A 24,260-nucleotide genomic window follows, 5' to 3' on the forward strand; every position below is an offset into this window, starting at 1 on the left:
AGCATTCGGTAGTTGGGCCGGGCTAGCCAGCCCGGCCTTTTTTCAGGCCGGCGCCGCAGTGCGGGTCAGTTGCTCCAGCAGTTCCAGGTCGGTACTCATGCCCGAGGTTTCGCGGATGCGCGCGAGGATCTGCTTCTTCAGGGCGATGAATTCCGGAGCCATCTTCATGTCCTGATTCCGCTCGGCGGGCAGCGGCACCTCGTAGACGCTGTCGATGCGTCCGGGGAGCGGCGCCATCAGCACTACGCGGCCGCCGAGATAAATGGCCTCGTCGACGTCGTGGGTGACGAACAGGATGGTGCTGTTCTCCAGTCGGTGCACGTGGCGGATCAGGTCGTGCATCACCTCGCGGGTCTGCGCATCCAGCGCGCCGAAGGGCTCGTCCATCAGCAGTATCTGCGGCTTGGGCATCAGCGCGCGGGCAATCGCCACGCGCTGCTGCATGCCGCCGGACAACTGGCTGGGGTAGGCCTGGGCGAAGGCCGACAGGCCCATCAGGTTGAGCAGCGCATCGGCGCGGCCGCTGGCGACTTCCACGTCGGCATCGCCGCGCACGGTGTCTGAGACCACCTTGAGCCGCCGGCAGAACTTGATGTTGTCCATCACCTTCAGCCAGGGGTAGAGGCTGTAGTGCTGGAAGACCATGGCGCGGTCGATGCCGGGGCCGTCCACGGCGCGGCCGTCGACGAGGATTTCCCCGCCGCTGTGGCGCTCCAGCCCGCCGATGCTGCGCAGCAGGGTGGACTTGCCGCAGCCCGAGGCGCCGACGAAGGTGACGAACTCGTTGGCGCGGATATCCAGGTTGATGTCCTGCAATGCCTGCACCTGACGGCCCTGGCTGCTGAAGACCTTGTCGACGTGACGGATGGCGATCTTGCTCTGGCTCATGCCGGTTACCTCTTCATCCAGGGGAAGGCCGCTCGGCCGAGCCAGCGGAATGCCTGGTCGGTGAGCAGGCCGATGACGCCGATCAGCAGGATGCCGGCGAAGATCTTGTCGGTCTGCATGTAGCGCTGCGCCTTGAGGATGGCGTAGCCGAGGCCCGAGTTGGCGGCCACCAGCTCGGCCACCACCAGGTAGGTCCAGGCCCAGCCGCAGGTGATGCGCAGGGTATCCAGCAGCGCCGGGCGCGCCGAAGGCAGGACCACCAGCTTGATGATTTCCGCGCGGTTGGCGCCCATGGTCTGCGCCGCTTCGATCTGCGCCATGGGCACGCGGCGCACGTCCTCGGCGACCATCAGCACCATCTGGAAGAAGGTGCCGATGAAGATGATCAGCACCTTGGAGCCTTCGTCGATGCCGACCCAGAGCATCACCAGCGGGATGAACGCCACCGCCGGCATATAGCGGATGAAGTCGGTGAGCGGTTCGAGGAACGCCTGCACGGGGCGATAGGTGCCGATGTACAGGCCTATGGGAAGGGCGATCACCGCCGAGGCGAGGAAGCCGCCCATGACCCGGTAGACGCTGATGGCGATATCGCCGACCAGTCCTTCGTCGCTCCACCAGTGGCCCAGGCGCGCGAGTACGGCGTCGGGGCTGGGGAAGAACATCGGGTTGGTCATGCCTAGCGCACCGCAGGCCCACCAGAGCACCACGGGCAACAGCAAACCGGCGCCGGCCAATGCCCAGAAGGCGCCGCGCGGCAGGTCGCCGCGAATCACCCACCAGCGCTGGCGGGCAGGTTGCGCCACCGGGCGCGGCAGGGGTTGGTGGGCGGTCATGGCGTCACCTCTTCGGGGAACAGGGGCAGCTCGCAGGGTTGCCAGCCACCGGCCGGCGGAGTGGCGCCGAGGCCGTTCAGCCAGGTGGCATCGCCCAGCAGCTCGGGGTGATCCGGATCGGCTGTGGCGGGCAGCAGGTCGGCGCCGATACGGGCGGGCAGGGTGGACAGCTCGATCTTCCAGGGTGTATCGCCGCCGTGGTGGCGCCCGAACGACAGCTCGAAATCCAGTAGTTCCGGGTGGTCACTGTTCAGCAGGGCGACCAGTGAGTCGGCCATCGGCAATGCCTGGCGGCGTCCTGCGGCGAACAGGAAGCAGTCGCCGGCCAGCAGCAGGCAGCCCTGCCGGCCATCGGCGGCGCTTAACCACACGCCGCGGTTGCGCCCGATGGATTCCGGCAGGCGCTCCCAGACTTCGTGGTAGGTGCCGTCCAGGCCGTCTTCCAGCACTTTCTCGGTGTTCACGAAGTGCATCCGGCCAATGTCTTCACCGCCATTGGGCGGCTGGAAGTCGATTGCCCGGTGCCACTGGCAAATGTCGCCGGTGATCTCGGTGATGCCGGCAAATCCCGCCTGGGCGGCCAGCTCGCCGGGTGATTGCGGCGCCGGCAGGGGAATGCGCAGGTCGGCGAACAGGCGCTCGGTCTGCAGCCAGTAGACGCGGGTGCTGGTGTCGCGGACGCCTGCCGTGGTGGTCAGCAGGATGCGTTGCCAGACGCCAAGATAGGCGGGCGGTACAGGGACAATATTCAAGCCAGGCATGCGTTTTCCTCCCATTCGACGAGTACGCTCCGGCTGTCCAGCACCCGGCCGAACAGCCCGCCTTCCACCTCGACCATCGCCAGGGCGGCGGCATGCAGTTCGGCGCTGGGCGAGCCGCAGGCATCGCTCACCAGAGTACAGGCATAGCCCAGCTCCACCGCCGCGCGCAGGGTGGAGGAAACGCACACTTCGGTGGTTACGCCGCACAGCACAAGGTGGCCGATGCCGCGGCTGCGCAGCAGCAGGTCCAGGTCGGTATAGGCGAAGGCGCTGTAGCCGGGCTTGTCGATCACCGGTTCGCCGGCCAGTGGGCGCAGTTCGTCGATCAGGTCGTGACCGTACTCGCCGCGTACCAGCAGGCGGCCCAGCGGGCCCTGGTGGCCGATCGGCGCACCGGCGAATTCGGCGCGGTGGCGCTTGCTGGCATGCAGGTCGCTGAGGTCGGGGCGATGGCCTTCGCGGGTATGCAGCACCAGCAGGCTGAGGCTGCGGGCGCTGTCCAGCAGACGGGAGATGGCCGGAATCGGCGCGCGCAGGCGGTCGATGTCCAGCCCGGCCTGGTCGGCGTAGCCGCCGGGGGCGCAGAAGTCGCGCTGCATGTCGATGACGATCAGCGCGGTGCTCACAGGTGGAACTCCTTGCGCACGGCCTGGGCGATGCCGCCGACGATGTCGCGGGCCATGCGCAGGCCCTTGTCGGCACTGGAGCCACGCGCCGAGGACAGCACGCCCGACGGCGGCACCCACTCGGTGCGGCTGGGGTACATGTCGTAGGGCGGGAAATCGGCGGGGCCGTCGTCGGGGATCAGGTCCAGGCGCACGAGGTTGGGTAGGTAGTGCAGCATCAGCGAGGTTTCGATCACCGCGGCGTGCTCCAGGGCGAAGCCGGGGAAGCCGTCGGGAAAGACTTCGCTGAGTGTGGACTCGCTGCAGAAGTCCCAATGCTCCAGGCGCATCACTTCCAGCGGGCTGGAGGAGCCCCGTTCGTGCAAGGAGAGCTCGCGCAGCGCGAGCTGGATGCCTTCGGTGACGAACCACTGGTTTTCGTAATGGCCGTCCACCAGTACCAGTCGGGTCACGCCGTGGCGGGCGAACTCGCGCACGGCGTCGCGGACCAGGGCAATCAGCGTCTGCCCGTCGAGGCTGGTGGTGCCGCAGAAATGCTGGCCGCCGCCGCACTTGGGCTGCGACTTGTAGCCATAGGAGAGCGCGGGCGCGACCAGCCCGTCGACCTGCCGGGCGACGTCTTCGCACAGCGCGCTGGCCAGCAGCGCGTCGGTGCCCAGCGGCAGGTGCGGGCCGTGCTGCTCGGTGGCGCCGCAGGGCAGGAAGACCACGGGGGATTGCTCGCGCACCCGGCGCGCGTACTCGACCCAGCTGAGCTGGTCCATCCGGACAGTCATGATTCGGCCTCGCAGAGAGTGGGGGAAGGTTCGGGAGAAGGGCGCGCGGCGATCAGTGCCGCGGCCAGTACCAGCGAGCCGCCGAGCCATTCGCGCAGGCCCAGCTCGCGCTCGCCGATCCAGGCGGCGGTGAGCACCGCCACCAGCAGTTCGATCACCACCAGCACCGCGGCGCGGCTGGCCTCGACATGGCTGAAGCCGTATTGCGCCGCGCCCATGGCGGCCAGCCAGAACAGGCCGAAGGCGGCCAGTTGCAGCCACTGGTGTGCATTGACGGCCGGCAGGGGTGTGCCTTGCAGCCAGCAGAACAGGCCGCCCAGCGCGGCGCTGCCGATGAAGCCGACCACCGCCTTGCTGGTCAACGGCACCTGCTCGGCGGCGCGGGTGGCCAGGTTGTTGAGTGCGAAGGCAAAGCCAGCGGAGAGCGCCAGCCAGTCGCTGGCGCCCAGCGGGCGGAAGGTCTCGCGGCTGACACCCAGGGTCAGCGCAATGCCGCCCATGGCCAGCAGCAGCGCGCCGAGGCGTGGCGGGGTGAGGCGTTCGCCGAACAGCACGCGGCCGCCGATCAGGCCCCACACCGGCGCCAGGTAGAACAGCAGCATCGCCCGCACCACATCGCCCTCGGACAACGCGCCGACCAGCCCGGCGGTGGCCCAGCCACCGAACACGCCGATCGCCAGCAGCGCGCCACGCTGCGGCCACCACTGGCGGCGCTGGCGCAGTACCAGCGGAATAGCGACGAGGCTGAGCAGCCCGTAGGTGCAGAGCACCACCGGCATGCCGGACAGGCCCTGGCCGGCGAAGTGCGCCAGCGGCATCCAGCCCAGGCCCCAGAGACTGGCACCGAGCAGCAGGACAATCTCCGCGCGCATCAGGCGCCCATCCAGGCGCCGCCATTGGCGCCGAGCATCTGCCCGTGGAAGAAACTCGCTTCGGGCGAGACGAGGAACAACACGGCCGCTGCGATTTCCTCGGGCTTACCCAGGCGCCCGGCGGGAATCGCCGTTTCGCGGGCGATCATCGCTTCGCTCATGTGCTCCACCGAGACCATCGGCGTGTCCACCGGCCCCGGCGCCACGCCATTGATGCGGATGTGCGGGGCGAACTCGCGGGCCAGCGCCTTGGTCAGGCCGATCACCCCGGCCTTGGCCGCGCAATAGGCGGCGTAACGCTCGCGGCCGAGCTGGCCAAGTTCCGAGGCGATATTGACGATGCAGCCATCCCCGCGCGCCTGCATGTGCGCCAGGGCGTGGCGGCAGCAGCGATAGACCGCCGTGAGGTCGATGCCGAGCAGCGTGGCCCAGTCGTCCTCGCTGGTCTCGAGAAAAGGTTTCTCCAGGATGATCCCGGCGTTGTTCACCAGGATGTGCAGGTCGCCCTCGGCAAGCACGCGGGCGAACAGGTCCTCGACCTGCTGCGGCGCGGAAACGTCAGCCTGCACCGCGTAGGCTCGTCCGCCCGAGGCGGCGATGCGCGCCACCAGCGGGCTGGCGGCTTCGGCTTGGTCGAGGTGGTTGATCCATACCGTCGCACCGGCTGCCGCCAGCGCCAGGGCAGTGGCCCGGCCGATACCCTGGGTGGCGCCGGTAACCAGCGCGGTCTGTCCTTCGAGCGGTTTCATCAGTGCATGACCTCGCCATGGCTGACCGACAGCGCCTGGCCGGTGAGGGCGGTGGCCAGCGGGCTGCCGAGGAACAGGAAGGTGCCGGCCAGGTCCGCCGGCGTCAGCAGTTCAGGCACCGCCTGGGCGGCGAGTATCTGCGCCAGTTCCTCGGTTTCGCTGCGCCCATTGGCGGTGGCCATCACCGCGAGCGAGCGCATGGCCGCCTCGGTGGCGATCCAGCCGGGGCACACGGCGTTGACGCGGATGCGCCGTGGCCCGAGTTCCCAAGCCAGCGAGCGAGTCAGGCCGATCACAGCGTGCTTGCTGGTGACATAGGCGGAAAAGCCCGGCACGCCCTTCAGGCCCCAGATCGAGGCCTGGTTGATCACGCTGCTGCCCGCCTTGAGGCTCGGCAGCAGGGCGCGGGTCAGGCGCAGCATCGAGGCGACGTTGTTGTCCAGCAACGCCTGCCAGCGGCTGTCCGCTTCGCCATCCGGGTCGTCCAGCGGCGTGGCGTACTCGACGCCGGCGTTGTTGATCAACACGTCCATCGATGGGCCTTCGCGGAGTGCGGCAAATCCAGCGATGGCCGCACTGTCGCTCAGGTCCAGGGAGTGACTGCGCACGTCGCATAACGCTGCCAGCTCGTCGACGACCGCCGCCAGGGCAGCGGCGTTGCGATCCAGCAGCTCCAGCGTCGCGCCCTGTTCGGCGAATGCTCGCGCCAGCCCCTTGCCGATCCCGCTTCCGGCACCGGTGATCAGCACGCGTTTGCCCCGGTAGTCGATCATGCTCAGACCGCCGTCAGGAAGGAGACGCCCACGGCGCCGTAGAAGCCATCGGCGCGGTCCTTGCCCTCGGGCGCCACCTCGCCGTAGTGGTCGTCGATCACGCGGCGCAAGCGGTGCCGATGGAAGCCCTTGAACAGCAGGTGCATCGGCAGAACCTGGGCGTAGCCGTCGCCATACAGCTCGTGGTGCAGTTTGCGCAGGCGATACCAGGGCGCCACGGGCTTCTCGTGGTGGGCGTTGTGGTAGGCGAAGTTGAGCAGCAGCAGGTCGAGCACCGGCCAGCGCACCGAGACCACGTTGGAGTAGGTGTTCATCTGCTCGTAGGTGCGGTCGCGGGACTTGTCGTCGGGGATCTTGCCGCCGTCCTCCAGTACCGCGAAGGCGTCGTAGGTGTGCTGGTAGGCGTCGGTGAAGCGCAGCACGATGATCATCAGCGTCCAAGCGACGAAGTACAGCACCAGCGCCTTCAGCGAAACCGCCGCAACCAGCGCGAACAGTGCGCCGCGTACCAGCAGGGTCAGCGCCACACGGCGGCGGTTGGCGCGGTGGCGCGGGTTGTCGGTGATGAAGGGCAGCAGGATCACGTAGTAATGCATGATCAGCTCTACTGCCGGCACGTAGGCCCATTCCGCGGCCAGCACCAGGCCGCGCGCCCAGCGCGGGCAGCGGGCGAGGAAGGCCTTGGTATCGAAGGTGATCACGTCGGCGCGGTCGACGTGGTGGCGCATGTGCTTGCGGCGCAGGTCCTGGAACCCGGCGTAGCAACTGCCGCAGAGCCAGCTGCAGGCCTCGCCGGCCCAGGTGTTGTGCGCCGGCTTGGCGAAGATGGTGCCGTGGGCGAATTCGTGGATCAGGTAGGCCGCGACGATCATCGCGTGGCCCAGCAGCAGGGTGCCGGCGGCGTTGAGCAGCCAGCTGTCGGCGAACAGCAGGGCGAAGCCGGCGGCATAGCCGCCAAAGGCATAGGCCAGTGCCAGGCTGTTGGGCAGCCGGCCATCGGCGTAGCGGTACAGGGACGCGGACATGGATACCTCCGTGAGCGCTCCCGCCGTCCTGGCGGGAGCGGTGGCTGAACGTCTTACTGGGCGAGGGCCTGGACGAATTGCGCGTCGAAGGTCTGGGCGAGGTCGGGGATTGCCGGGATCTGGCTGTTGTCCTTGAGCAGTTGGGCGATCACCGCGCCGCTGCCGAAGAAGGAACTGGTGGCGTCGGACTTCTCGAAGTTCTTGCCCATCTCCGCCAGCGGGATGTTGTAGACCCCGGCCATCTGCTCCTTGGCCTCGGCGGCGCTGACGCCCAGCACCTTGCCGATGATTTCGGCGGATTCATCCGGGTGCGCCTTCATGTAGGCCAGGCCGTCGGCGTAGCCCTGGATCATCGCGCTGATCGCTTTCTGGTGTTTGCCGATGACCGCCTGGTTGAACACCAGCACGTCGGTGATCAGCCCCGGCGCGTCCTTCGACGAATACACGACGTGGAACTTGTTGCCCGGCATGCCGAGGATCTGCGAGACATTGGGTTCGTAGGTCACGCCCACCGGCAGGCTGCCCGAGGCCATGGCGCCGGGGATGCCTTCGGGAGTCATGTTCACCGGGCTGACGTCCTTGTCGCTCAGGCCATGGCTCTTGAGCGCATAGGCGAGCAGGAAGTCCGACGGCGAGAGCGGGTTGAAGCCGATCTTCTTGCCCTTGAAGTCGGCGACGGATTTGATCGACTTTTCGGCGACGATGGCGTCACCGCCGTTGGAGAAATCGATGGGCATCACCACGCGGTACGGCTGGCCCTTGGCGACGCCGCCGACCACCTGGTCGTAGGTGAGCATGCCGCCATCCAGCGCGCCGCCGGTCATCGCAGTGGGAATCAGCGCAGGGTCGTTGAAGAACTGCAGCTCCACCTTCAGCCCGTGGGGTTTGTAGAGATCGAGCTTGTCGGCGACGTAGAAGGGCGCGTAACCGGCCCAGACGACGGTGCCGATCTTGAGCTTCTCGGCGGCTTGCAGAGTCAGCGGCACGACCCCGGCGGCAGCAACCAGACAGGCACCGAGCAGGGTCTTGCGCAGGGAACGCAGGGAAAGCGGCATGGTCATGGCATTGCTCCTAACGGTTGGAAATCGGCACGGGATGACATCACGTCTCCCGGGCTTTTCTCCCGCCGTGTAGCCCTGTCCCTAGGGCCGGAAAACTCTCGGACCAGACATCCCTTCACGGAGACCGGAACCCTAGTTCGCCTGTGGTGCAACTCCAGTGTGTGCCTTGCTGCGTTCGCTCACCCGGTGGCTACCTTGCCGTGGGCGATGCATCCCGTTGCAGGGGACAGAGCAATTGAAATGCCAGTTTTCGTGAAGCGGAAAAACCACCGGGGATTTCAATTGCTTAGCTGAAATCTCCAGCGGCGAGCGGGTGCCAGCCCTGATCGCGCTGGCACCAAGTCGATGCGCCTTGCCTTCTATTGATGCATCAGGCGGTGCGTACGGTGGCGCGGCGCAGCGAGGCGGCCGCGGTGGCGACGAACAGGCCGGCGGCCAGCGCCAGTGCCATCGGCACGCCTTGCGGGCCGAGGTCCATCAGGCTGCCGCTGAGCAGGGGGCCGAGCAGGCTGCCGACGCCCCAGAGCATGCCGGCGGCGGCGTTGGCGGTAACCAGGTCGCGCCCTCGGAACCTTTGGCCAATCAGCACCAGCGCCAGGGTGTAGACGCCACCGGCCACCGCGCCGAGCACCATCAGGGCCGGCCACAGCAGCGATGGCTGGCCGATCAGCCAGGGCAGGGCAAGGCCGATCAGCATGGCCGCCACGCCGCACAGTAGGTGCAGGCTGGAGCGGTCGAGGCGGTCGGAGAGCCAGCCCAGCGGCATCTGGAAGAGCATGTCGCCCAGCAGGATCACCGTCGCCATGAAGGCGGCAATGCCCACCGCGTAGCCGTGGCTTGAGGCGTACACGGGGAAGAGCGACAACACCACGCTGTCGAAGAAGGAGAAGAACAGCACGCCCATGCACAGCGCCGGCGCCACCCGCAGGAAGCCGGCGAGGGAGAAGCTGCGCGGCTCCTCGACGTGCTCGTGGATACCGTCCTCGAGCATGGCGAGCGCCACGGTGGCCAGGGCAATCAGGTGCCCGGCGCTGACCAGCAGCACGACCCAGGGCGTCTGTGCGCCCAGCAACGCCACCAGGGTCGGGCCGAGCAGCTGGAAGGCGGTGAAGCTGGTGGCGTACAGCGCCACGATGGTGCCGCGGTTGTGCTCGCCGCACAGTTCGTTGACCCAGGCCTCGCCGAGGATGATCGCGATGCCCATGCCGACCCCCAGGGCCAGGCGCGCGACGGCCAGCAGCCACAACGAATGGCTGCTGAATTCGATGGCGACGGTGCTGGCGGTGCACAGCACGAAGCACAGCAGGTACAGGCGGCGCCGGCTCATCAGCTGGCAGGCGCGGTCGACCAGGGTGGCGGCGAGGATCATGCCCGCAGCGGGTACGGCGGAGAGAATGCCGATCTGCAGGGCGCTGGCGCCGTTGTCCAGCAGGCGCAGCGCCACCAGCGGCAGCGTGGCGCCCAGGCTCAGGCCGACGATGGAGACGGCGAACAGCAGCACCGCTAGCAGGGGCTTGTTGAGGGTGGTCGGGGTATTCATGGAAACCTTCTCGTGCCCTGGCGCTCAAGCCGCGGGCCTGCAAATGCAAACGAGCCCGCCGGGGTTCACCGGTGGGCGAAGTCGAAATGCGGAGTGACCGGCGCGAGGGCGCGCGGCATCCGGCTCAGTGGCCGGTAGGCGGGGAGAAGGTGAAGGCGAAGAGGACGCTGCGGCGCAGGTTCAGCACGGCATCGACCTTGCGCACGCGCGGAGGCTCCCGTAGGAGGGCGAGCGACGAATCGGCGAAGCGGCAGAACGGAATCATGATGCGGGTGCAGCGTAGGATGTAGGAAAACGCGCACTCTAGAGAGTGCGCGTGGGGCCGTCAATCTCGGTGGGCCGGGCGGTAGCGTGCATCGAACCCTCCACCAAACGGCTTCGCTTTTCGTAGGAGCGGATCTTGTCCGCGAAATCCCATCCGGCGCGCTCCAAATCAGTCCGGCAGGAAATGAACCACTTCGCGGACAAGGTCCGCTCCTACCTGATCGGTCCGTGCTTCGGTCAGCCCTCACCCTAACCCTCTCCCTGGGGGAGAGGGGACCGTTCGGTGCGGGATGAATCTTCGGTGTCAGCCGGTACGGACTGCTCCCTCTCTCCCGGGAGAGGGCTGGGGTGAGGGGAAAGCATCGGCACGGGCTTCCCGAGAAAGACAGTTGCTCCTACGAAGGCGGCCTCATGCTCAGTTGCTGTACACCGGCGTCCCGGCGGAGACCTCCTGCGGACGGCTCAGCACATCGCGCCCCGGCAGGAAGGTGCCGAACACGCGCTCCTTGCCCAAGGCTTCGGGGAAGCCGCTTTCACGCCTATACGCCACGCGGCCATTGATCAGCGTGGCGTCCACCGCATCGTCATTGCGCTTCACCAGCCGTGTCAGCCCGATGACCTCCATGGGTGCCTCGCTGACTTCATCCAGTTCGTCGGTCAGCCCAGCCGGGTTGACCACCACCAGATCGGCACGGTCGCCGACGCGGATATAGCCCGCATCGATCCCGGCGAAATCCGCCAGCTCGCCGGTCAGGCGGTGCACCGCGCGGCCGGTATCCATGAAGCTCTGCCCGGCCAGTTCGGCGTCGCGCACGTACTTGAGCATGCGCAGCGGGAAGTTGTACTGCGCATGGGAGGCCAGATGCGCGCCGGAGTCGGCGAACCCCGGCTGGGTCCACGGGCTGGCCAGCAGCTTGCCCATGATCTCGGGGCGGTGGTTGCCGTAGCAGGTGGTCCATTTGAGTTCGTTGCGGTATTGGCCGGCCAGCTCGAAGAAGGCGTCCACCGGGTCGAGTCCGCGCGCGCGGCCGATGTCCTCGAAGTTGCGCCCGACCAGAGAGGCGTCCGGGCACTCGCGCACCCAGCAGTCGGACAGGTTGCGGTGCCACAGGCCGAGGCTGAGGGTTGCCTTGATGTCCTTCTTGAAGCGCTCGCGGAAGGCCGGGTCCTGGATGCGCGTGTAGAGCTCCTCCGGGTCCTTGATGTCGCGCAGCACTTCGCCGGCACCGAACTCCTCGAAGCCGTTCATGTTCAGCCCCTCGATGCGCACCACGAAGGGCGCCGGCAGGGTCTGCCAACGGTAGCGGCCGCGTAGCAGGCGGTTGGCGACCCAGCCGGAGGCACGGGTGATGCGGTGCATGAACGGCTGGGACTTGAGGTCCAGCGCGGTGAGCATCGAGCACTTCAGCGGCCGGCGGAACCAGCCGTGGGCCTGGTAGAGGAAGGCGAACACGTTGATCTTGGTGACCGCGTTGGGCGCGCCCTGCATCAGCGCGTTGCGCCGGCGCAGTACAGCGAACAGGCGGGAAAACTCCTTCCAGCTGGCGAAGGTGGAGGGCAGCGGGCTGGACCAGGCGCGGTCGCCGTCCATCTTGTCCAGCCGCGTGGTCATCACCGAGAGGCCGAAGCAGCCGGCATCCAGCGCCTGCTCCAGCAGCTCTTCCATGCGTTGCAGTTCGGCTTCGGTGGGCTTGGCGCCGCTGATGGCACGCTCCAGGCCCATCACCGTGACGCGCAGTTCGGAGTGGCCGAGGAAGGAGCAGAGATTCGGTCCCAGCGGTTGCTGGTCGTAGAAGGCGCGATAGCCCTTGGCGTCCTTCCAGGTGCGCTTGTCGCGCAGGATCGGCAGCACCTGCTCGCGTGGCACGGCTTCGACACGGGTGAACAGGTCCGAGCAGTCCTCGGCCTCGCCCAGCACCATGCTGATCGAGCAGGAACCAACGGAGACGGTGGTTACGCCATGACGTACCGATTCCTTCAGCGCCGGGGCGGCGATGGCTTCGGCGTCGTAGTGCGAGTGGATTTCCAGGAAGCCCGGGGTGACCCAGCGGCCACTGGCGTCGATGACTTCCGCGCAGCCACTTTCGTCCAGCGGGCTGACGCTCAGGGTGTCGATGCGGCCATCCTTGATACCGACGTGGCGCAGGCTGCCGGGGGCATCGCTGCCGTCGAAGTAGAGGCCGTTCTTGATGATGATGTCGTAGCTCACAGGAGACTCCAGGGCGACAGCAGCAGGACGCCGCTGACCAGCAGCAGGCAGTGGATGGCGAGGCGGAAATGGCGTTCCTCGAAGCGGTGGTGCAGGCGTTCGCCGAGCCACACACCGAGCAGCAGCAAGGGTGCGTAGACCAGCACCTGGGGTAGCGCGGGGCGCAGGCGGCCGTCGAGGAGGAAGGCCAGGGTCAGCAGGCCGTTGAGGGTGAACCAGACGCAGACCAGGGTGGCGCGCAGCCGCGTCTTGTCCAGTGGCCGGGTGGTCAGTGCGTAGACCAGCAACGGCCCGCCCGAGGCGAACAGGCCGTGGCAGACGCCTGCCGCGCCGGTGGCCAGGCGCACCACCCAGTTCGGGGTATGCGCGCGCACCGGCGCGGTGGCACGCAGGCGCCACAGCTCGCGGCCGGCGAACCAGAGGATCAGCACACCCAGGCCGCGCTTGAGCGGTTGCGGGTCCAGGTGCGGCAGCAACAGGTAGCCGATCACCATGCCCACCAGCATGCCCGGCAACACGGTGCGCAGCAGCAGGCGGGTATCGATCAGGCGGTGGTGACGCCAGCACAGGTAGCCGGTCATGCCGATGTTCAGCGGCACCAGGATTGGCAGCAGCGTCTCGATGGGCATCAGCAGCGCGCCGAGGGACAGCGCGATCACCACGCTGCCGAAGCCGGTGATGGCCTCCAGCGTGTAGGCCAGCAGGATGAAGCCACCCAGGGCGATGGCGGGTGCGTTCATGTTGCGGTCACAACGGCTGCGCGAGGTTCGCGGCGCGCCCAGATTTGCGCCAAGACCAGCCCGGAGAACAACTGCCAGCAGCCCCAGAACGCCGCGATCAGCAGCATGCCGCCGGCCTGCGGGAAGAAGGTGAGGATCAGCGCCATGCCCAGCGCCGAGTTGTGGATGCCACTCTCCAGGGTGACGGCGCGCACGTCGGCGTCCGGCAGCTTCCACAGCCGCGCGCAGGTGTAGCCCAGCAACAGCGCCGTGCCGTTGAGCAGCAGTACGAGCCAGAAGAACAGATGGAAGTAGGCGATGAACTGTTGGAAGTTCTTGGCGAAGGCCATGCCGACGAAGCCGAGCATCACGAGCAGCGACAACTGCCGCATGGGCTTCTCCAGGCGCCGCGCCAGCTGCGGCTTGTGCCGACCCAGGGCCATGCCCAGCAGCATCGGCAGGATCAGCACCAGCACCACCACGCCCACCAGTTCGAGCGGGTCGATGTGGATCTGCGTGAGGCGATCGCGGGTCGCCGGATTCAGCCCGGCGTAGAGCGCGAAGTTCAGCGGCGTGAAGATACCCGCGCTGAGGCCCGAAACGGCCGTGACGCTGGCCGAGACGGCAACATTGCCGCGGGCCATCCAGGTCATGATGTTGGAGAAGGTGCCGCTGGGGCAGGTGGCAACCAGGATCATCCCCAGGGCCAGTTCCGGATCGATGGGCAGGGCGATGGTCAGCAGGCAGGTGGCGGCCGGCAGCAGCAGGAACTGCACCAGCATGCCGATCGCCGGAGCCTTGGGCTGACGCAGGATGCGGACGAAGTCGTCGCGGCGCAGTTCCAGCGACACGCCGAACATCATCAGGGCGATGATGGCGTTCAGCGCGATCATCGAACCGCCGGAGAACTCGAGATGGACTTCAGGCATTGGCGAACTCCCCTGAATGAGGAGTCGGGGCGGGCGAGCGGACAGCCGCCGTCGCGATGGGCGCGGCACCGGGGATGCAAGGCATGCAAGGTCTCGATTGTCTTTATGGTTGTAATTGGCAAGCATAGGGGACCGTTGCCCCCCGGTAACGGCTCAATCGGGACCTTCACCGGTTAATTCGGGACCATGCCGCACACCATTACCGTCCATTACGCCCAGGGCATCCTGCAGGCCGCCCAGCGCCTGGGTCTGCCATTACCCGCCGACCTGCGCGCCGAGACCGTCGAAGCGCGCATCCCGCTGCACAGCCAGGATGCCTTCTGGGACAGCATCTGCGCCGCTTCCGGTGACCCGTTGCTGGGCCTGCGCCTGGGCAGCGCGCTGCAAGTGGGGCACCTGGACATGGTCGGGGCGCTTTTGATGAGCTGCGAGCATTTCGGCGAGGCGCTGGAAGCCTTGCTGGAGTACTACCCGATCATCGCCGAAGGCAGTGAATTCCAGCTGGAGCAGGAGCCGGCGCAGGTGCGTCTGGTGTACCGGCCCAGTTACGCCGTGCGCCGCGAGGAGCGCGTCGAGGCGGCGCTGGCCAGCCTCGTGCACCTGACGCGCTGGATCACCGGCGCACAGGTGTCGCCGGCCGCCGTGGCCTTCGCTCACCAGGCGCGGGGCGAGGCCCGGTTCTATGGCGAGATACTGGCGTGCCCGGTGACGTTCGACGCGGCCCAGAACGCCCTGTGCTTCGCCGTCGGCGATCTGGGCGTGCCGTTGATCCAGGCTAACGCCTTGATGCGCGAGCACCTGCGCGCCCTGGCCGACGCTCAGCTCGAGCGCCTGGGTGCGCAAAGCCTGGCGGGGCGGGTCCAGCAACTGCTGCGGCAGAACCCGCGCTGGGGCAAGGAGAAGGTGGCGGAGCAACTGGAACTCAGCGGCCGTCACCTCAACCGCAAGCTGGCCGACGAAGGCACCAGCTTCAAGCTCCTGCGCGAACAGGTGCTGCATGCCATGGCCGAGCAGTTGCTGCGCGATTCGCCACGGTTGTCGGAAGTGGCCGAGCGCCTGGGGTTCTCCGACGAGAGTGCCTTCGCCAAGGCGTTCCGTCGCTGGAGCGGCATGACGCCCGGGCAGTTCCGCCAGGGCGCCTGATAGCTCCTACTGCCGGTTCGTTGGTGATGTGGCGGGCCTGGAAGCTTCAGGGATGCTGCGCTGCAGTTCGATGCTCTTCGCGCCAGAGAAGCCCGGCACGAGCAGGCGATCCGCGCCAGCCAGCAGCAGGAGCAGCGCGACAGCGCCGATCCAGTAGAGCAGGTCGTAGTCCAGGGGCCAGCCCCGGTGCTGCCGTTGGGAGCGAAGAGGGGATTGGCTGTCTTTCATGGCAGTCACCGCGAACAGGTGGATGGGAAGCAAGGCCAGGGTGGCGGGTAGCCGGGATCTGGATTCGCTGACCATTGTCCTGGGCGCGGTGGCGCCTGGAGTTCAGGGAGCTCTGTAGGATGAGTAGGAATTTACTCTGTCTGAAATAGGTATTCCGTCCTGCGGAAAACTTACGCCCCCGGTAGGGTCTTGTTCTTTGGCCACAACAGCCACAGCTGGCCGTCCTGCTTCATGTGCCCGGCCAGTTCGCCGGCGGCATCGCCGGTGCCCCAGAACAGGTCCGCGCGCACTTCGCCGACGATGGCGCCGCCGGTGTCCTGCGCCGCGACCGGGCGTACCACCGAAGTCCCATCCGGGCGGGTGGTGGACAGCCACATCAGGCTGCCCAGCGGAATCACCTTGCGGTCGATGGCCACGCTGTAGCCGGGAGTCAGCGGCACGTTGAGCGAGCCGCGCGGGCCCTCGTTGCTGTCCGGACGCTGGCTGAAGAAGACATAGCTGGGGTTGCTCGCCAACAGTTCGTCGACGCGCTGCGGGTGGGCGCGGGCCCAGTCGCGGATGCGCGCCATGCTGACTTCTTCCTTGCTCAGCTCACCCTGTTCCACCAGCCAGCGGCCAACGGGCTTGTAGGGGCGACCGTTCTGGTCGGCGTAGCCCAGGCGCAGCTGGCGGCCGGAGCTCAACTGCACCCGGCCCGAACCCTGGATCTGCAGGAATTGCAGATCCATCTGATCGGGCAGCCAGGCCAGTACCGGCGCATTCACGCCATCGCGGCGGATGCCGGCAGCGTCGGCGTAGGGCACCAGGGTGTTGCCTTCGAGCTTGCCGCGCAGGCGCTTGCCCTTGAGTTCGGGGTAGACGCTGTCCAGCGCGACGGTGATCAGGTCTTTGGGCACGCCATACACGGGCACGCTGTGCTTGGCGTCGCGTTGCAGGCTGCCGCGGTAGACGGGTTCGTAGTAGCCGGTGATCAGACCGTTCCTGCTGCCTTCGCCGGAACGCAGCTGGTAGGGCTGCAGCTGGGCCTGCATGAACTGGCGGATCGCCGGGGCGGAAGCCGGCACGCTCGCAGCTTCGGCGCAGGTCGAAGCCCAGATGTCATCTTTCTTCAGGCGTACCGCGCAGGCCGAGCGCCAGGCACTGAAGCCTTGCAGCACGTCGGTGTCGGCAGTCTGGGGCAGGTCCGACCAGTCGACCTTGGAATAGGTGGGCGCCTGGGCCTCTTCGGGCTTTTTGCCGAACAGGCCACAGCCCGAAAGCAGGGTGGTGAAACACAGGGTGGCGAGGAGAGGGCGGGTCCAGTGGCGGGACGAATCGGTCACGGGCGAGTCCTGGCAGGCAAACGAAAGCCCGCTAGCTTGGGCAGACGCGGGGCGTGCGTCAAACGCATCGGTCGGATTTACACGCCTTGCAACGAATCCGCGGGCGGACCGGTAGAATGACGTTCTGATTCGACAGACGGGTGGTTAGAGCGTGGAGGTACGGCAGGGTTTCGTCCTGACCCGACATTGGCGGGATACGCCCGAAGGCACCGAGGTGGGCTTCTGGCTGGCCACGGACGAGGGGCCGCGACACGTCGTGCTACCGCCACAGACGTCGGTGGCCTTCGTGCCGGCGGAGCAGCGCGCCCGCGCCGAGAAGCTCCTGGCCGGCGAGCGTGGCGCGGAACTGCGTCCGCTGGACTTGCGCGACTTCCAGCTGCGTCCGGTGCTGGGCCTGTACTGCCCGCAGCATCGCCAGTTGATGAACCTGGAAAAGCGCCTGCGCGAAGCGGGCGTCGAGGTGCTCGAGGCGGACATCCGCCCGCCCGAGCGCTATCTGATGGAGCGCTTCATCACCGCGCCGGTGGCGTTCAGCGGCGAGCCGGGTGATGACGGCCGTCTGGTTGTCGCGCAGTTGCGCCCCACGCCCGAGTATCGACCCAAGCTGAGGTTGGCCTCGCTGGACATCGAGACCAATATCCATGGCGATCTCTATTCCATCGCCCTGGAAGGCTGCGGCCAGCGCCAGGTCTACATGCTCGGCCCCGCCAATGGCGTCGACGGCGAGCGTGATTTCGACCTGGAATACTGCGCCAGTCGCGCCGAGCTGCTGGAGCGCCTGAACCAGTGGCTGGCCGAGCACGACCCGGACGCTATCATCGGTTGGAACCTGGTGCAGTTCGACCTGCGGGTGCTTCAGGAGCACGCCAAGCGCCTGGATATCCCGCTGCGCCTGGGCCGTGGCGGCGACGAGATGGGCTGGCGCCAGCATGCGTCCTCGAAGCATTACTTCGCCGCGGCCGCCGGCCGGCTGATCATCGACGGCATCGAAGCGTTGCGCTCGGCATTCTGGAGTTTCCCTTCGTTCAGCCTGGAAAGCGTCTCGCAGAGCCTGCTTGGCGAGGGCAAGTCCATCGACAACCCCTACGACCGCATGGCCGAGATCGACCGCCGCTTCGCCGAGGACAAGCCCGCCCTGGCGAAATACAACCTCAAGGACTGCGAGCTGGTCACGCGCATCTTCGAGAAGACCCGCATCCTCGACTTCCTCCTCGAGCGCGCCAGCGTCACCGGCTTGCCGGCGGACCGCAGCGGTGGTTCGGTGGCCGCCTTCACCCACCTTTACCTGCCGGCGATGCACCGGCTGGGCTACGTGGCGCCCAATCTGGGCGGCAAGGCGCCGGAGGCCAGTCCCGGCGGTTTCGTCATGGATTCTCGGCCAGGGCTTTACGAGTCGGTGCTGGTGCTGGACTACAAGAGCCTGTATCCGTCGATCATCCGCACCTTCCTGATCGACCCGGTCGGGCTGGTGGAGGGGCTCAGCGATCCGTCGGACGAGGCCTCGATTCCGGGCTTCCGCGGCGGGCGTTTCTCCCGCACCCGGCATTGCCTGCCGGCCATCGTCGAGCGCGTCTGGCAGGGGCGCGACGCCGCCAAGCGCGACGGCAACGCGCCGCTGTCCCAGGCGCTGAAAATCATCATGAATGCCTTCTACGGCGTGCTTGGCTCCAGCGGCTGCCGCTTCTTCGATCCGCGCCTGGCGTCGTCCATCACCATGCGCGGCCACGAGATCATGCGCCGCACCCGCGAGCTGATCGAAGGGCAAGGGCACAAGGTGATCTATGGCGACACCGATTCCACCTTCGTCTGGCTCGGCCGGGCCCATGGCGAGGAAGAGGCCGCCGAGATCGGTCGTGCGTTGGTGCTTCACGTCAACCAGTGGTGGGTCGAGCACCTGCGCGAGGAATACGGACTGGAGAGCGCGCTGGAGATCCAGTTCGAACGACACTTCCGGCGCTTCCTGATGCCGACGATCCGCGGCGCCGAGGAGGGCAGCAAGAAGCGCTATGCGGGCCTGGTGCGACGCCCCGACGGCAGCGACGAAATGGTCTTCAAGGGCCTGGAGACCGTACGCACCGACTGGTCGCCGCTGGCCCAGCAGTTCCAGCAGGAGCTCTACCTGCGCATCTTCCAGCGTCAGCCGTACCGCGATTACGTCCGCGACTACGTGAATCGCACCCTCGCTGGCGCGCAGGACGATCTGCTGGTTTTCCGCAAGCGCCTGCGCCGCCAACTGGGCGACTACGAGCGCAACGTGCCGCCCCATGTACGCGCCGCGCGGATCGCCGACGACTACAACGAACGCCAGGGTCGACCGCGCCAGTACCAGCGTGGTGGCTGGATCAGCTACGTGATCACGGTCAATGGCCCGGAACCGCTGGAGACGCTCAGCTCGCCGATCGACTACGACCATTATGTCAGCCGGCAGCTACAGCCGATTGCCGACGCGATCCTGCCGTTCGTGGAGGACGATTTCAGCGCGCTGATCGACAAGCAGATGGGGCTCTTCTGAAACCTGGAACGCTGACATGAAAAAGGCCGGCATTTGCCGGCCTTTTTCATGGCTTGGAGCGCATCAGTCGCCGCGGTATTCGCAGCCACTGGTGCAGGTTTCGTGCACGCGCACCTTGGACAGTTCCGGCAGCAGCGGCTTGAGCTGTTGCCAGATCCAGCGGCAGAGGTTCTCGCTGGTGGGATTCTCCAGGCCGGGAATGTCGTTCAGGTAGTTGTGGTCGAGCTGGTCGTAGATCGGCTTGAAGATCTGCTTGATCTCGGCGAAATCGCGGATCCAGCCGGTGTGCGGATCGACTTCACCTTCGATGTAGATGGCCGCCCGGAACGAGTGGCCATGCAGGCGGCCGCACTGGTGTCCGGCGGGGACGTGGGGCAGGCGGTGGGCGGATTCGAAGGTGAATTCTTTGAACAGTTCCAAGGTGCTGCGCTCTGTGACGATCGCCGGCCCGGAAACGGGCCGGCCGGAAAATGGGCGCATAGTCTATCACCAACGCGCCGCCCGGACCGGCCCTCCCGGCCAGCGGTTCACTTGATCGCCAGGCGCCTCGCCAGGCGGTTCAGGTTGGCGCGGTCCAGGCCCATTTCGCGGGCCACCGCGGCCCAGTTGCCGTCGTGGCGCTCCAGGCTCTGGCTGATCATCCTGCGCTGGAATGCGTCCACTGCCGGGCGCAGTTCGCCAGCGGGCGCGGCTTCCGTTTCCCGGGAACTGTCCGACGCCTGGTCCTGCGAAGGGCTGGCGAAGCCGGTCAGCGCCAGGTCGTCGGCTGCGAGGCTGAGGATGCGCGAGCGCTGCGACTGATTGGCCAAGGCCTTGAGCGAGGCACGACCGATCAGGTGCTCGAGTTCGCGCACATTGCCCGGCCAGGCATAGTCCAACAGCGCGGCCTGGGCTTCGCGGGTCAGGCGCAGGCTGCGCAGGCCCAGGCGCGGGCGGTTCTGTTCGAGGAAATAGCCGGCCAGCAACAGGACGTCGTTGCCGCGCTCGCGCAGCGGCGGCACGCGCAGCGGGTAGACGCTCAGCCGATGATAGAGATCGGCGCGGAAGCGCCCGGCGCGCACTTCCTCGGCGAGGTCGCGGTTGGTGGCCGCGATCAGCCGCACATCTACGTGATGCTCGCGATCCGAGCCCAGACGTTGCAACTGGCCGCTCTGCAGTACCCGCAACAGTTTGGCCTGGATCGCCAGGGGCAGTTCGCCCACTTCGTCAAGGAACAGGGTGCCGCCATCGGCCAGCTCGAACTTGCCCCGGCGTTCGCCTATCGCGCCGGAGAAGGCGCCGCGCACGTGGCCGAACAGCTCGCTTTCCACCAGGGTTTCCGGCAGCGCGGCGCAGTTGAGGCTGATCAACGGCTCCCCGCGGCGCAGCGAATGAGCATGGATGGACTGGGCGACCAGTTCCTTGCCGACGCCGGTCTCGCCGGTGATCAGCACGCTGAGGTCGCTGCCGGCGACCAGTTGGATCTCGTCCATCAGCCCCTGGTGCGCCTTGCTCTGGCCCACCAGTTCGCGGGGCTGTTCGCCCGAGGCGCGCTGGTAGGCGTCGGCGCGTTGTTGTTCATGGGCGGCCAGTTCGGCCAGGTCGAGCATGCGCTGGCTTGCCTTGACCGTGGCGGCGGCCAGGCTGGCGAAGGCTTCCAGGTTGTCGAGGTCACCGCTGGAGAATCGGGCGGGGTCCAGCGCGTCCAAGGTCAGCAGTCCCCAGGGCTGTTCGTCGAGGAACAGCGGGCAGCCCAGGCAGTCGTGGACTTCCAGATGGCCATGCAGGCCTTCCACCAGGCCGTCGTAGGGATCGGGCAGGCCGCAGTCGGCGGCGAAGTGGGTCGGTCCGGGGCGTTCGAGCAGGGCACTCAGGCGCGGGTGTTCGCTGATCTTGAAGCGCCGACCCAGGGTGTCCGGGCTGAGCCCGTCGACGGCCAACGGCACCAACTGATCGCCTTCAAGGCGCAGCAGGGCGGTGGCATCGCATGGCAGCAGGCCGCGAAGCGCTTCCAGCAAGCGACGATAGCGTTCGCTTTCGGGCAGTTCGCGGGAGAGATCGGCGACCAGCGGGAGAAGGGTGGCCAGCAAGGGGTTTCGGGTCATTTTGACCTCTTTGAAGTCTTTTAGACTCGGAATGGTTGCAGTCATTATGACTCAATAAAAGACAAAAGGCCCGCCAATACTGGGCTGTAGGGTTGGCACGCTTCCTGAAATACATCTGACAGAAAGTACAGACAGACCACTCGCTGTCTGGTCAACCCGAGGAGATCCACATGCTGTCCAACGAACACCGTACCCTGGTCAAGGCCACCGTCCCGCTGCTGGAGACCGGCGGAGAGACCCTGACCCAGCATTTCTACAAGATGATGCTCAGCGAGTACCCGGAAGTTCGTCCGCTGTTCAACCAGGCCCATCAGGCCTCGGGCGACCAGCCCCGTGCGCTGGCCAACGGCGTGCTGATGTACGCGCGCCACATCGATGAGCTGGAACAGCTCGGCCCGCTGGTGGCGAAGATCGTCAACAAGCACGTTGCTCTGCAGATCCAGCCGCAGCACTACCCGATCGTCGGTACCTGCCTGCTGCGCGCGATCCGTGAAGTGCTGGGCGAGGAAATCGCTACCCCGCAAGTGATCGATGCCTGGGCCGCCGCCTATGGCCAACTGGCCGACATCCTGATCGGCGCCGAGGAGTCGGTGTATCAGCAGAATGCCGAGCAGCATGGTGGCTGGCGTGGCGCCCGGCGCTTCCGCGTCGCCCGCAAGGAGACCGAGAGCGAGGAGATCACCTCGTTCTACTTCCAGCCGCTGGATGGCGCGCCGTTGCTGGATTTCCAGCCGGGCCAGTACATCGGCCTCTCGCTGGACATCGATGGCGAGGAAGTACGTCGCACCTATTCGCTGTCCGACGCGCCCAATGGCCGTGAATACCGCATCAGCGTGAAGCGCGAGCCTGAAGGCAAGGCGTCCAACTATCTGCATGACCGTCTGAATGCAGGTGATGAACTGGACCTGTTCCCACCGGCGGGCGACTTCGTCCTGCGCGACGGCGACAAGCCGCTGGCCTTGATCACCGCTGGCGTCGGCATCACCCCGGCCCTGGCCATGCTCAAGCCGGCGCTGGAGTCGGGCCGGGAAGTGCATTTCATCCATTGTGCCCGCCATGGCGGCGTACACGCGTTCCGCGAGTGGGTCGAGGCGCAGTCCGATGCGCATCCGCAGCTCAAGCACTACGTCTGCTACAGCGAGCCGCGCGCCCAGGATACTTCCCATGCCGAAGGCTTCCTCAGCCGCGAGCTGCTTGCCGATTGGCTGCCGGAAGACCGTGACCTGGACGCTTACTTCCTCGGGCCCAAACCGTTCATGGCCCAGGTGAAGCGTCACCTGCGCGAGATCGGCGTACCCGAGCAACAGTCCCACTACGAGTTCTTCGGCCCGGCCAGCGCGCTGGAGGCCTGAACCTGAGCGCCGGTCCGATGGCGGGCCGGCGCAACCCGAGGAGGTGTGTGATGGAAAGTCTTTTCGCCTGCCCGCAACGCAATCTGTCGATGTCCTGGTCACTGCTGACCGGCGGGCTCGTGCTTCTGCTGCTGGGAATCGTGGGAGCCTATTTCGTCGATGGCTATCTGAACCTGCAAAGCGTTGTCGCAGCGCATGCCTTCACCATCCTGGGCCCGACATTATTGAAACTGGGCTATGTGCTTCGGCTCATTGCCCAGCACCAGATGCGCAAGGACGGATGGGAGGCCTGCTGTGTTACTGGTTGATCGAAAAGCCCTGTTGACCATTCCGCCACTGTGGCGCCTGGGCTTCCGCCCGTTCTTCCTCGGTGGTGCGGTGTTCGCGCTGATTGGCATCGCTGCCTGGGCGGCGGTGCTGCTCGGCGTATTGCCGGCCTGGCAGCCGCTGGGCGGCTGGCTCGCCTGGCATCGTCACGAAATGCTTTTCGGCTTCGCGGCCGCGATCATCGCCGGCTTCCTGCTGACCGCGGTGCAGACCTGGACTGGACGGCCCGGCGTCAGCGGCAAGCCGCTGATGGTGCTGTCGCTGGTCTGGCTGGCGGCGCGCATTGGCTGGCTCGTTGGTGCACCACTGTGGCTGGTCACCGTGCTGGAGCTGGCATTCATGCCGGCACTGGCTTTCTTCATTGGTCGCAGCCTCTGGCAAGTCCGTCAGAAGCGTAACTACCCGATCATCGCGGTACTGAGCCTGCTGACACTCGCCGATGCGCTGGTGATGGCTGGTATCTGGACGGGGAACGATGCCTGGCAGCGAGGTGGTGCACTGGGTGCACTGTGGCTGGTGGCGGCGCTGATGGGGCTGATCGGCGGCCGTGTGATTCCCTTCTTCACCCAGCGTGGGCTGGGCCGCACCGCCCAGGTGCCGGCCTGGAACTGGCTGGACAATGCCCTGCTTGGCGGCACCATGCTGGTGGCGGTGCTGACGGCGATCGGTTTCGGCCTGACGGCGCATCCGCTGCTCGGCGCGCTGTTCGCGGCGCTGGCTATGGGGCATCTGATCCGCCTGTGGCGCTGGTACGACAAGGGCATCTGGGGCGTCCCGCTGCTCTGGTCGCTGCACCTGGCCTATCTGTGGATGCTGCTGGCACCGGCGGGCATGGCGTTGTGGCACTTTTCGCCGACCTTCAACGTGAGCCTGGCGATCCATGCCCTTACCGTGGGTGGAGTGGGCGGCCTGATCCTGGCGATGATCGCCCGCGTGAGCCTCGGCCACACCGGTCGCCCGCTGCAACCGCCGAAGGCGATGGCCTGGGCATTCGCTCTGCTCAACCTGGGCGTGGTCGCACGGGTGCTGCTGGTGATCTGGTGGCCGCTGGAAGGCCTGAGCATCGCGGCGGCGTGCTGGGTGGTCGCCTTCCTGCTGTTCGCCTGGCACTACGGCCCGATGTTCTGGACGCCGCGGGTGGATGGACAGCCGGGATAAGGTCGCCGAATCTGCCATTGCCGCCTGAACAGAGAGCCAGCCGGGAGGCTCTTGGTAGGAGCGGAGCTTCTCCGCGAAATCCCTACACGGCCGGGACATCACACCG

24 protein-coding genes and 1 riboswitch are annotated in these 24,260 nt (G+C 66.8%); of the genes, 5 read left to right on the forward strand and 19 right to left on the reverse strand.

The window, feature by feature from the left end:
• Positions 1 to 42: 42 nt before the first annotated feature.
• The 15 genes from JVX91_RS17780 to JVX91_RS17850 all read right to left on the reverse strand — a co-directional run bounded on the left by JVX91_RS17780 (position 43) and on the right by JVX91_RS17850 (position 14,028).
• Positions 43 to 888, reverse strand: a complete 846-nt coding sequence (locus JVX91_RS17780; protein WP_205335512.1) for an ABC transporter ATP-binding protein — start codon at positions 886 to 888, stop codon at positions 43 to 45.
• A gap of 5 nt (positions 889 to 893) precedes the next feature.
• Entirely contained in the window at positions 894 to 1,724 is an 831-nt protein-coding gene (locus JVX91_RS17785; RefSeq protein ID WP_205335513.1) for an ABC transporter permease, read from the reverse strand.
• Complete coding sequence (locus tag JVX91_RS17790) at positions 1,721 to 2,485, reverse strand: hypothetical protein (RefSeq protein WP_205335514.1); 765 nt, start codon at positions 2,483 to 2,485, stop codon at positions 1,721 to 1,723. Before JVX91_RS17790 ends, JVX91_RS17785 begins: the two co-directional genes overlap by 4 nt.
• Complete coding sequence (locus JVX91_RS17795) at positions 2,473 to 3,111, reverse strand: cysteine hydrolase (RefSeq protein ID WP_275892373.1); 639 nt, start codon at positions 3,109 to 3,111, stop codon at positions 2,473 to 2,475. Before JVX91_RS17795 ends, JVX91_RS17790 begins: the two co-directional genes overlap by 13 nt.
• Complete coding sequence (locus JVX91_RS17800) at positions 3,108 to 3,887, reverse strand: creatininase (RefSeq protein WP_205335515.1); 780 nt, start codon at positions 3,885 to 3,887, stop codon at positions 3,108 to 3,110. The genes JVX91_RS17795 and JVX91_RS17800 overlap by 4 nt, the downstream gene beginning before the upstream one ends.
• A complete protein-coding gene (locus tag JVX91_RS17805; protein WP_205335516.1) occupies positions 3,884 to 4,759 on the reverse strand; it encodes a DMT family transporter in 876 nt (291 codons plus the stop codon). Before JVX91_RS17805 ends, JVX91_RS17800 begins: the two co-directional genes overlap by 4 nt.
• Positions 4,759 to 5,508, reverse strand: a complete 750-nt coding sequence (gene fabG / locus JVX91_RS17810; RefSeq protein WP_205335517.1) for a 3-oxoacyl-ACP reductase FabG — start codon at positions 5,506 to 5,508, stop codon at positions 4,759 to 4,761. Before fabG ends, JVX91_RS17805 begins: the two co-directional genes overlap by 1 nt.
• Positions 5,508 to 6,281, reverse strand: coding sequence for an SDR family oxidoreductase (locus JVX91_RS17815; RefSeq protein ID WP_205335518.1), 774 nt, complete (start codon positions 6,279 to 6,281; stop codon positions 5,508 to 5,510). Before JVX91_RS17815 ends, fabG begins: the two co-directional genes overlap by 1 nt.
• A 2-nt stretch (positions 6,282 to 6,283) precedes the next feature.
• Positions 6,284 to 7,306: a fatty acid desaturase gene (locus tag JVX91_RS17820; protein ID WP_205335519.1), complete on the reverse strand. Its 1,023-nt coding sequence runs from the start codon at positions 7,304 to 7,306 to the stop codon at positions 6,284 to 6,286.
• A gap of 53 nt (positions 7,307 to 7,359) precedes the next feature.
• A complete protein-coding gene (locus JVX91_RS17825) occupies positions 7,360 to 8,367 on the reverse strand; it encodes an ABC transporter substrate-binding protein (protein WP_240201616.1) in 1,008 nt (335 codons plus the stop codon).
• Between the two features lie 44 nt (positions 8,368 to 8,411).
• Positions 8,412 to 8,514, reverse strand: a riboswitch (guanidine-I (ykkC/yxkD leader).
• A gap of 223 nt (positions 8,515 to 8,737) precedes the next feature.
• On the reverse strand, positions 8,738 to 9,907 hold the full coding sequence (locus JVX91_RS17830; RefSeq protein ID WP_205335520.1) for an MFS transporter: 1,170 nt from the start codon (positions 9,905 to 9,907) through the stop codon (positions 8,738 to 8,740).
• Between the two features lie 124 nt (positions 9,908 to 10,031).
• Positions 10,032 to 10,172: a hypothetical protein gene (locus JVX91_RS17835; RefSeq protein ID WP_205335521.1), complete on the reverse strand. Its 141-nt coding sequence runs from the start codon at positions 10,170 to 10,172 to the stop codon at positions 10,032 to 10,034.
• A 414-nt stretch (positions 10,173 to 10,586) separates the two neighbouring features.
• Positions 10,587 to 12,380, reverse strand: coding sequence for an amidohydrolase family protein (locus JVX91_RS17840; protein WP_205335522.1), 1,794 nt, complete (start codon positions 12,378 to 12,380; stop codon positions 10,587 to 10,589).
• Entirely contained in the window at positions 12,377 to 13,120 is a 744-nt protein-coding gene (locus tag JVX91_RS17845) for a sulfite exporter TauE/SafE family protein (protein WP_205335523.1), read from the reverse strand. Before JVX91_RS17845 ends, JVX91_RS17840 begins: the two co-directional genes overlap by 4 nt.
• Entirely contained in the window at positions 13,117 to 14,028 is a 912-nt protein-coding gene (locus tag JVX91_RS17850; protein WP_205335524.1) for a bile acid:sodium symporter family protein, read from the reverse strand. Before JVX91_RS17850 ends, JVX91_RS17845 begins: the two co-directional genes overlap by 4 nt.
• Before the next feature lie 186 nt (positions 14,029 to 14,214).
• On the opposite strand from JVX91_RS17850, the gene JVX91_RS17855 reads away from it, so the two are divergent.
• The gene (locus JVX91_RS17855; RefSeq protein WP_205335525.1) at positions 14,215 to 15,171 is read left to right on the forward strand and encodes an AraC family transcriptional regulator; all 957 of its coding nucleotides are present in this window, start codon (positions 14,215 to 14,217) and stop codon (positions 15,169 to 15,171) included.
• Positions 15,172 to 15,177: 6 nt separating this feature from the next.
• Here the strand turns inward: JVX91_RS17855 and JVX91_RS17860 are convergent, their stop codons facing one another.
• Together JVX91_RS17860 and JVX91_RS17865 are read right to left on the reverse strand one after the other, a co-directional pair.
• A complete protein-coding gene (locus tag JVX91_RS17860; protein WP_205335526.1) occupies positions 15,178 to 15,399 on the reverse strand; it encodes a hypothetical protein in 222 nt (73 codons plus the stop codon).
• Positions 15,400 to 15,569: 170 nt separating this feature from the next.
• Positions 15,570 to 16,721: a murein transglycosylase A gene (locus JVX91_RS17865; protein WP_205335527.1), complete on the reverse strand. Its 1,152-nt coding sequence runs from the start codon at positions 16,719 to 16,721 to the stop codon at positions 15,570 to 15,572.
• Positions 16,722 to 16,872: 151 nt separating this feature from the next.
• Between JVX91_RS17865 and JVX91_RS17870 the strand changes: the two genes are divergently transcribed.
• On the forward strand, positions 16,873 to 19,233 hold the full coding sequence (locus JVX91_RS17870; protein WP_205335528.1) for a DNA polymerase II: 2,361 nt from the start codon (positions 16,873 to 16,875) through the stop codon (positions 19,231 to 19,233).
• A gap of 63 nt (positions 19,234 to 19,296) precedes the next feature.
• Here the strand turns inward: JVX91_RS17870 and queD are convergent, their stop codons facing one another.
• The gene (gene queD / locus JVX91_RS17875) at positions 19,297 to 19,653 is read right to left on the reverse strand and encodes a 6-carboxytetrahydropterin synthase QueD (protein WP_017516521.1); all 357 of its coding nucleotides are present in this window, start codon (positions 19,651 to 19,653) and stop codon (positions 19,297 to 19,299) included.
• 107 nt (positions 19,654 to 19,760) lie between these two features.
• Entirely contained in the window at positions 19,761 to 21,317 is a 1,557-nt protein-coding gene (norR, locus tag JVX91_RS17880; RefSeq protein WP_205335529.1) for a nitric oxide reductase transcriptional regulator NorR, read from the reverse strand.
• A 170-nt stretch (positions 21,318 to 21,487) separates the two neighbouring features.
• Between norR and hmpA the strand changes: the two genes are divergently transcribed.
• The 3 genes from hmpA to JVX91_RS17895 are packed head-to-tail and all read left to right on the forward strand — an operon-like array spanning position 21,488 to position 24,154.
• Positions 21,488 to 22,669, forward strand: a complete 1,182-nt coding sequence (hmpA, locus tag JVX91_RS17885) for an NO-inducible flavohemoprotein (RefSeq protein ID WP_205335530.1) — start codon at positions 21,488 to 21,490, stop codon at positions 22,667 to 22,669.
• Between the two features lie 50 nt (positions 22,670 to 22,719).
• The gene (locus tag JVX91_RS17890; RefSeq protein WP_205335531.1) at positions 22,720 to 22,977 is read left to right on the forward strand and encodes a transmembrane sensor/regulator PpyR; all 258 of its coding nucleotides are present in this window, start codon (positions 22,720 to 22,722) and stop codon (positions 22,975 to 22,977) included.
• A complete protein-coding gene (locus JVX91_RS17895) occupies positions 22,964 to 24,154 on the forward strand; it encodes an NnrS family protein (RefSeq protein WP_205335533.1) in 1,191 nt (396 codons plus the stop codon). The genes JVX91_RS17890 and JVX91_RS17895 overlap by 14 nt, the downstream gene beginning before the upstream one ends.
• The last annotated feature ends 106 nt before the right edge of the window (positions 24,155 to 24,260 follow it).

Origin of the sequence: Pseudomonas sp. PDNC002 (assembly GCF_016919445.1) — a bacterium.
Classification (GTDB): Bacteria; Pseudomonadota; Gammaproteobacteria; order Pseudomonadales; family Pseudomonadaceae; genus Pseudomonas.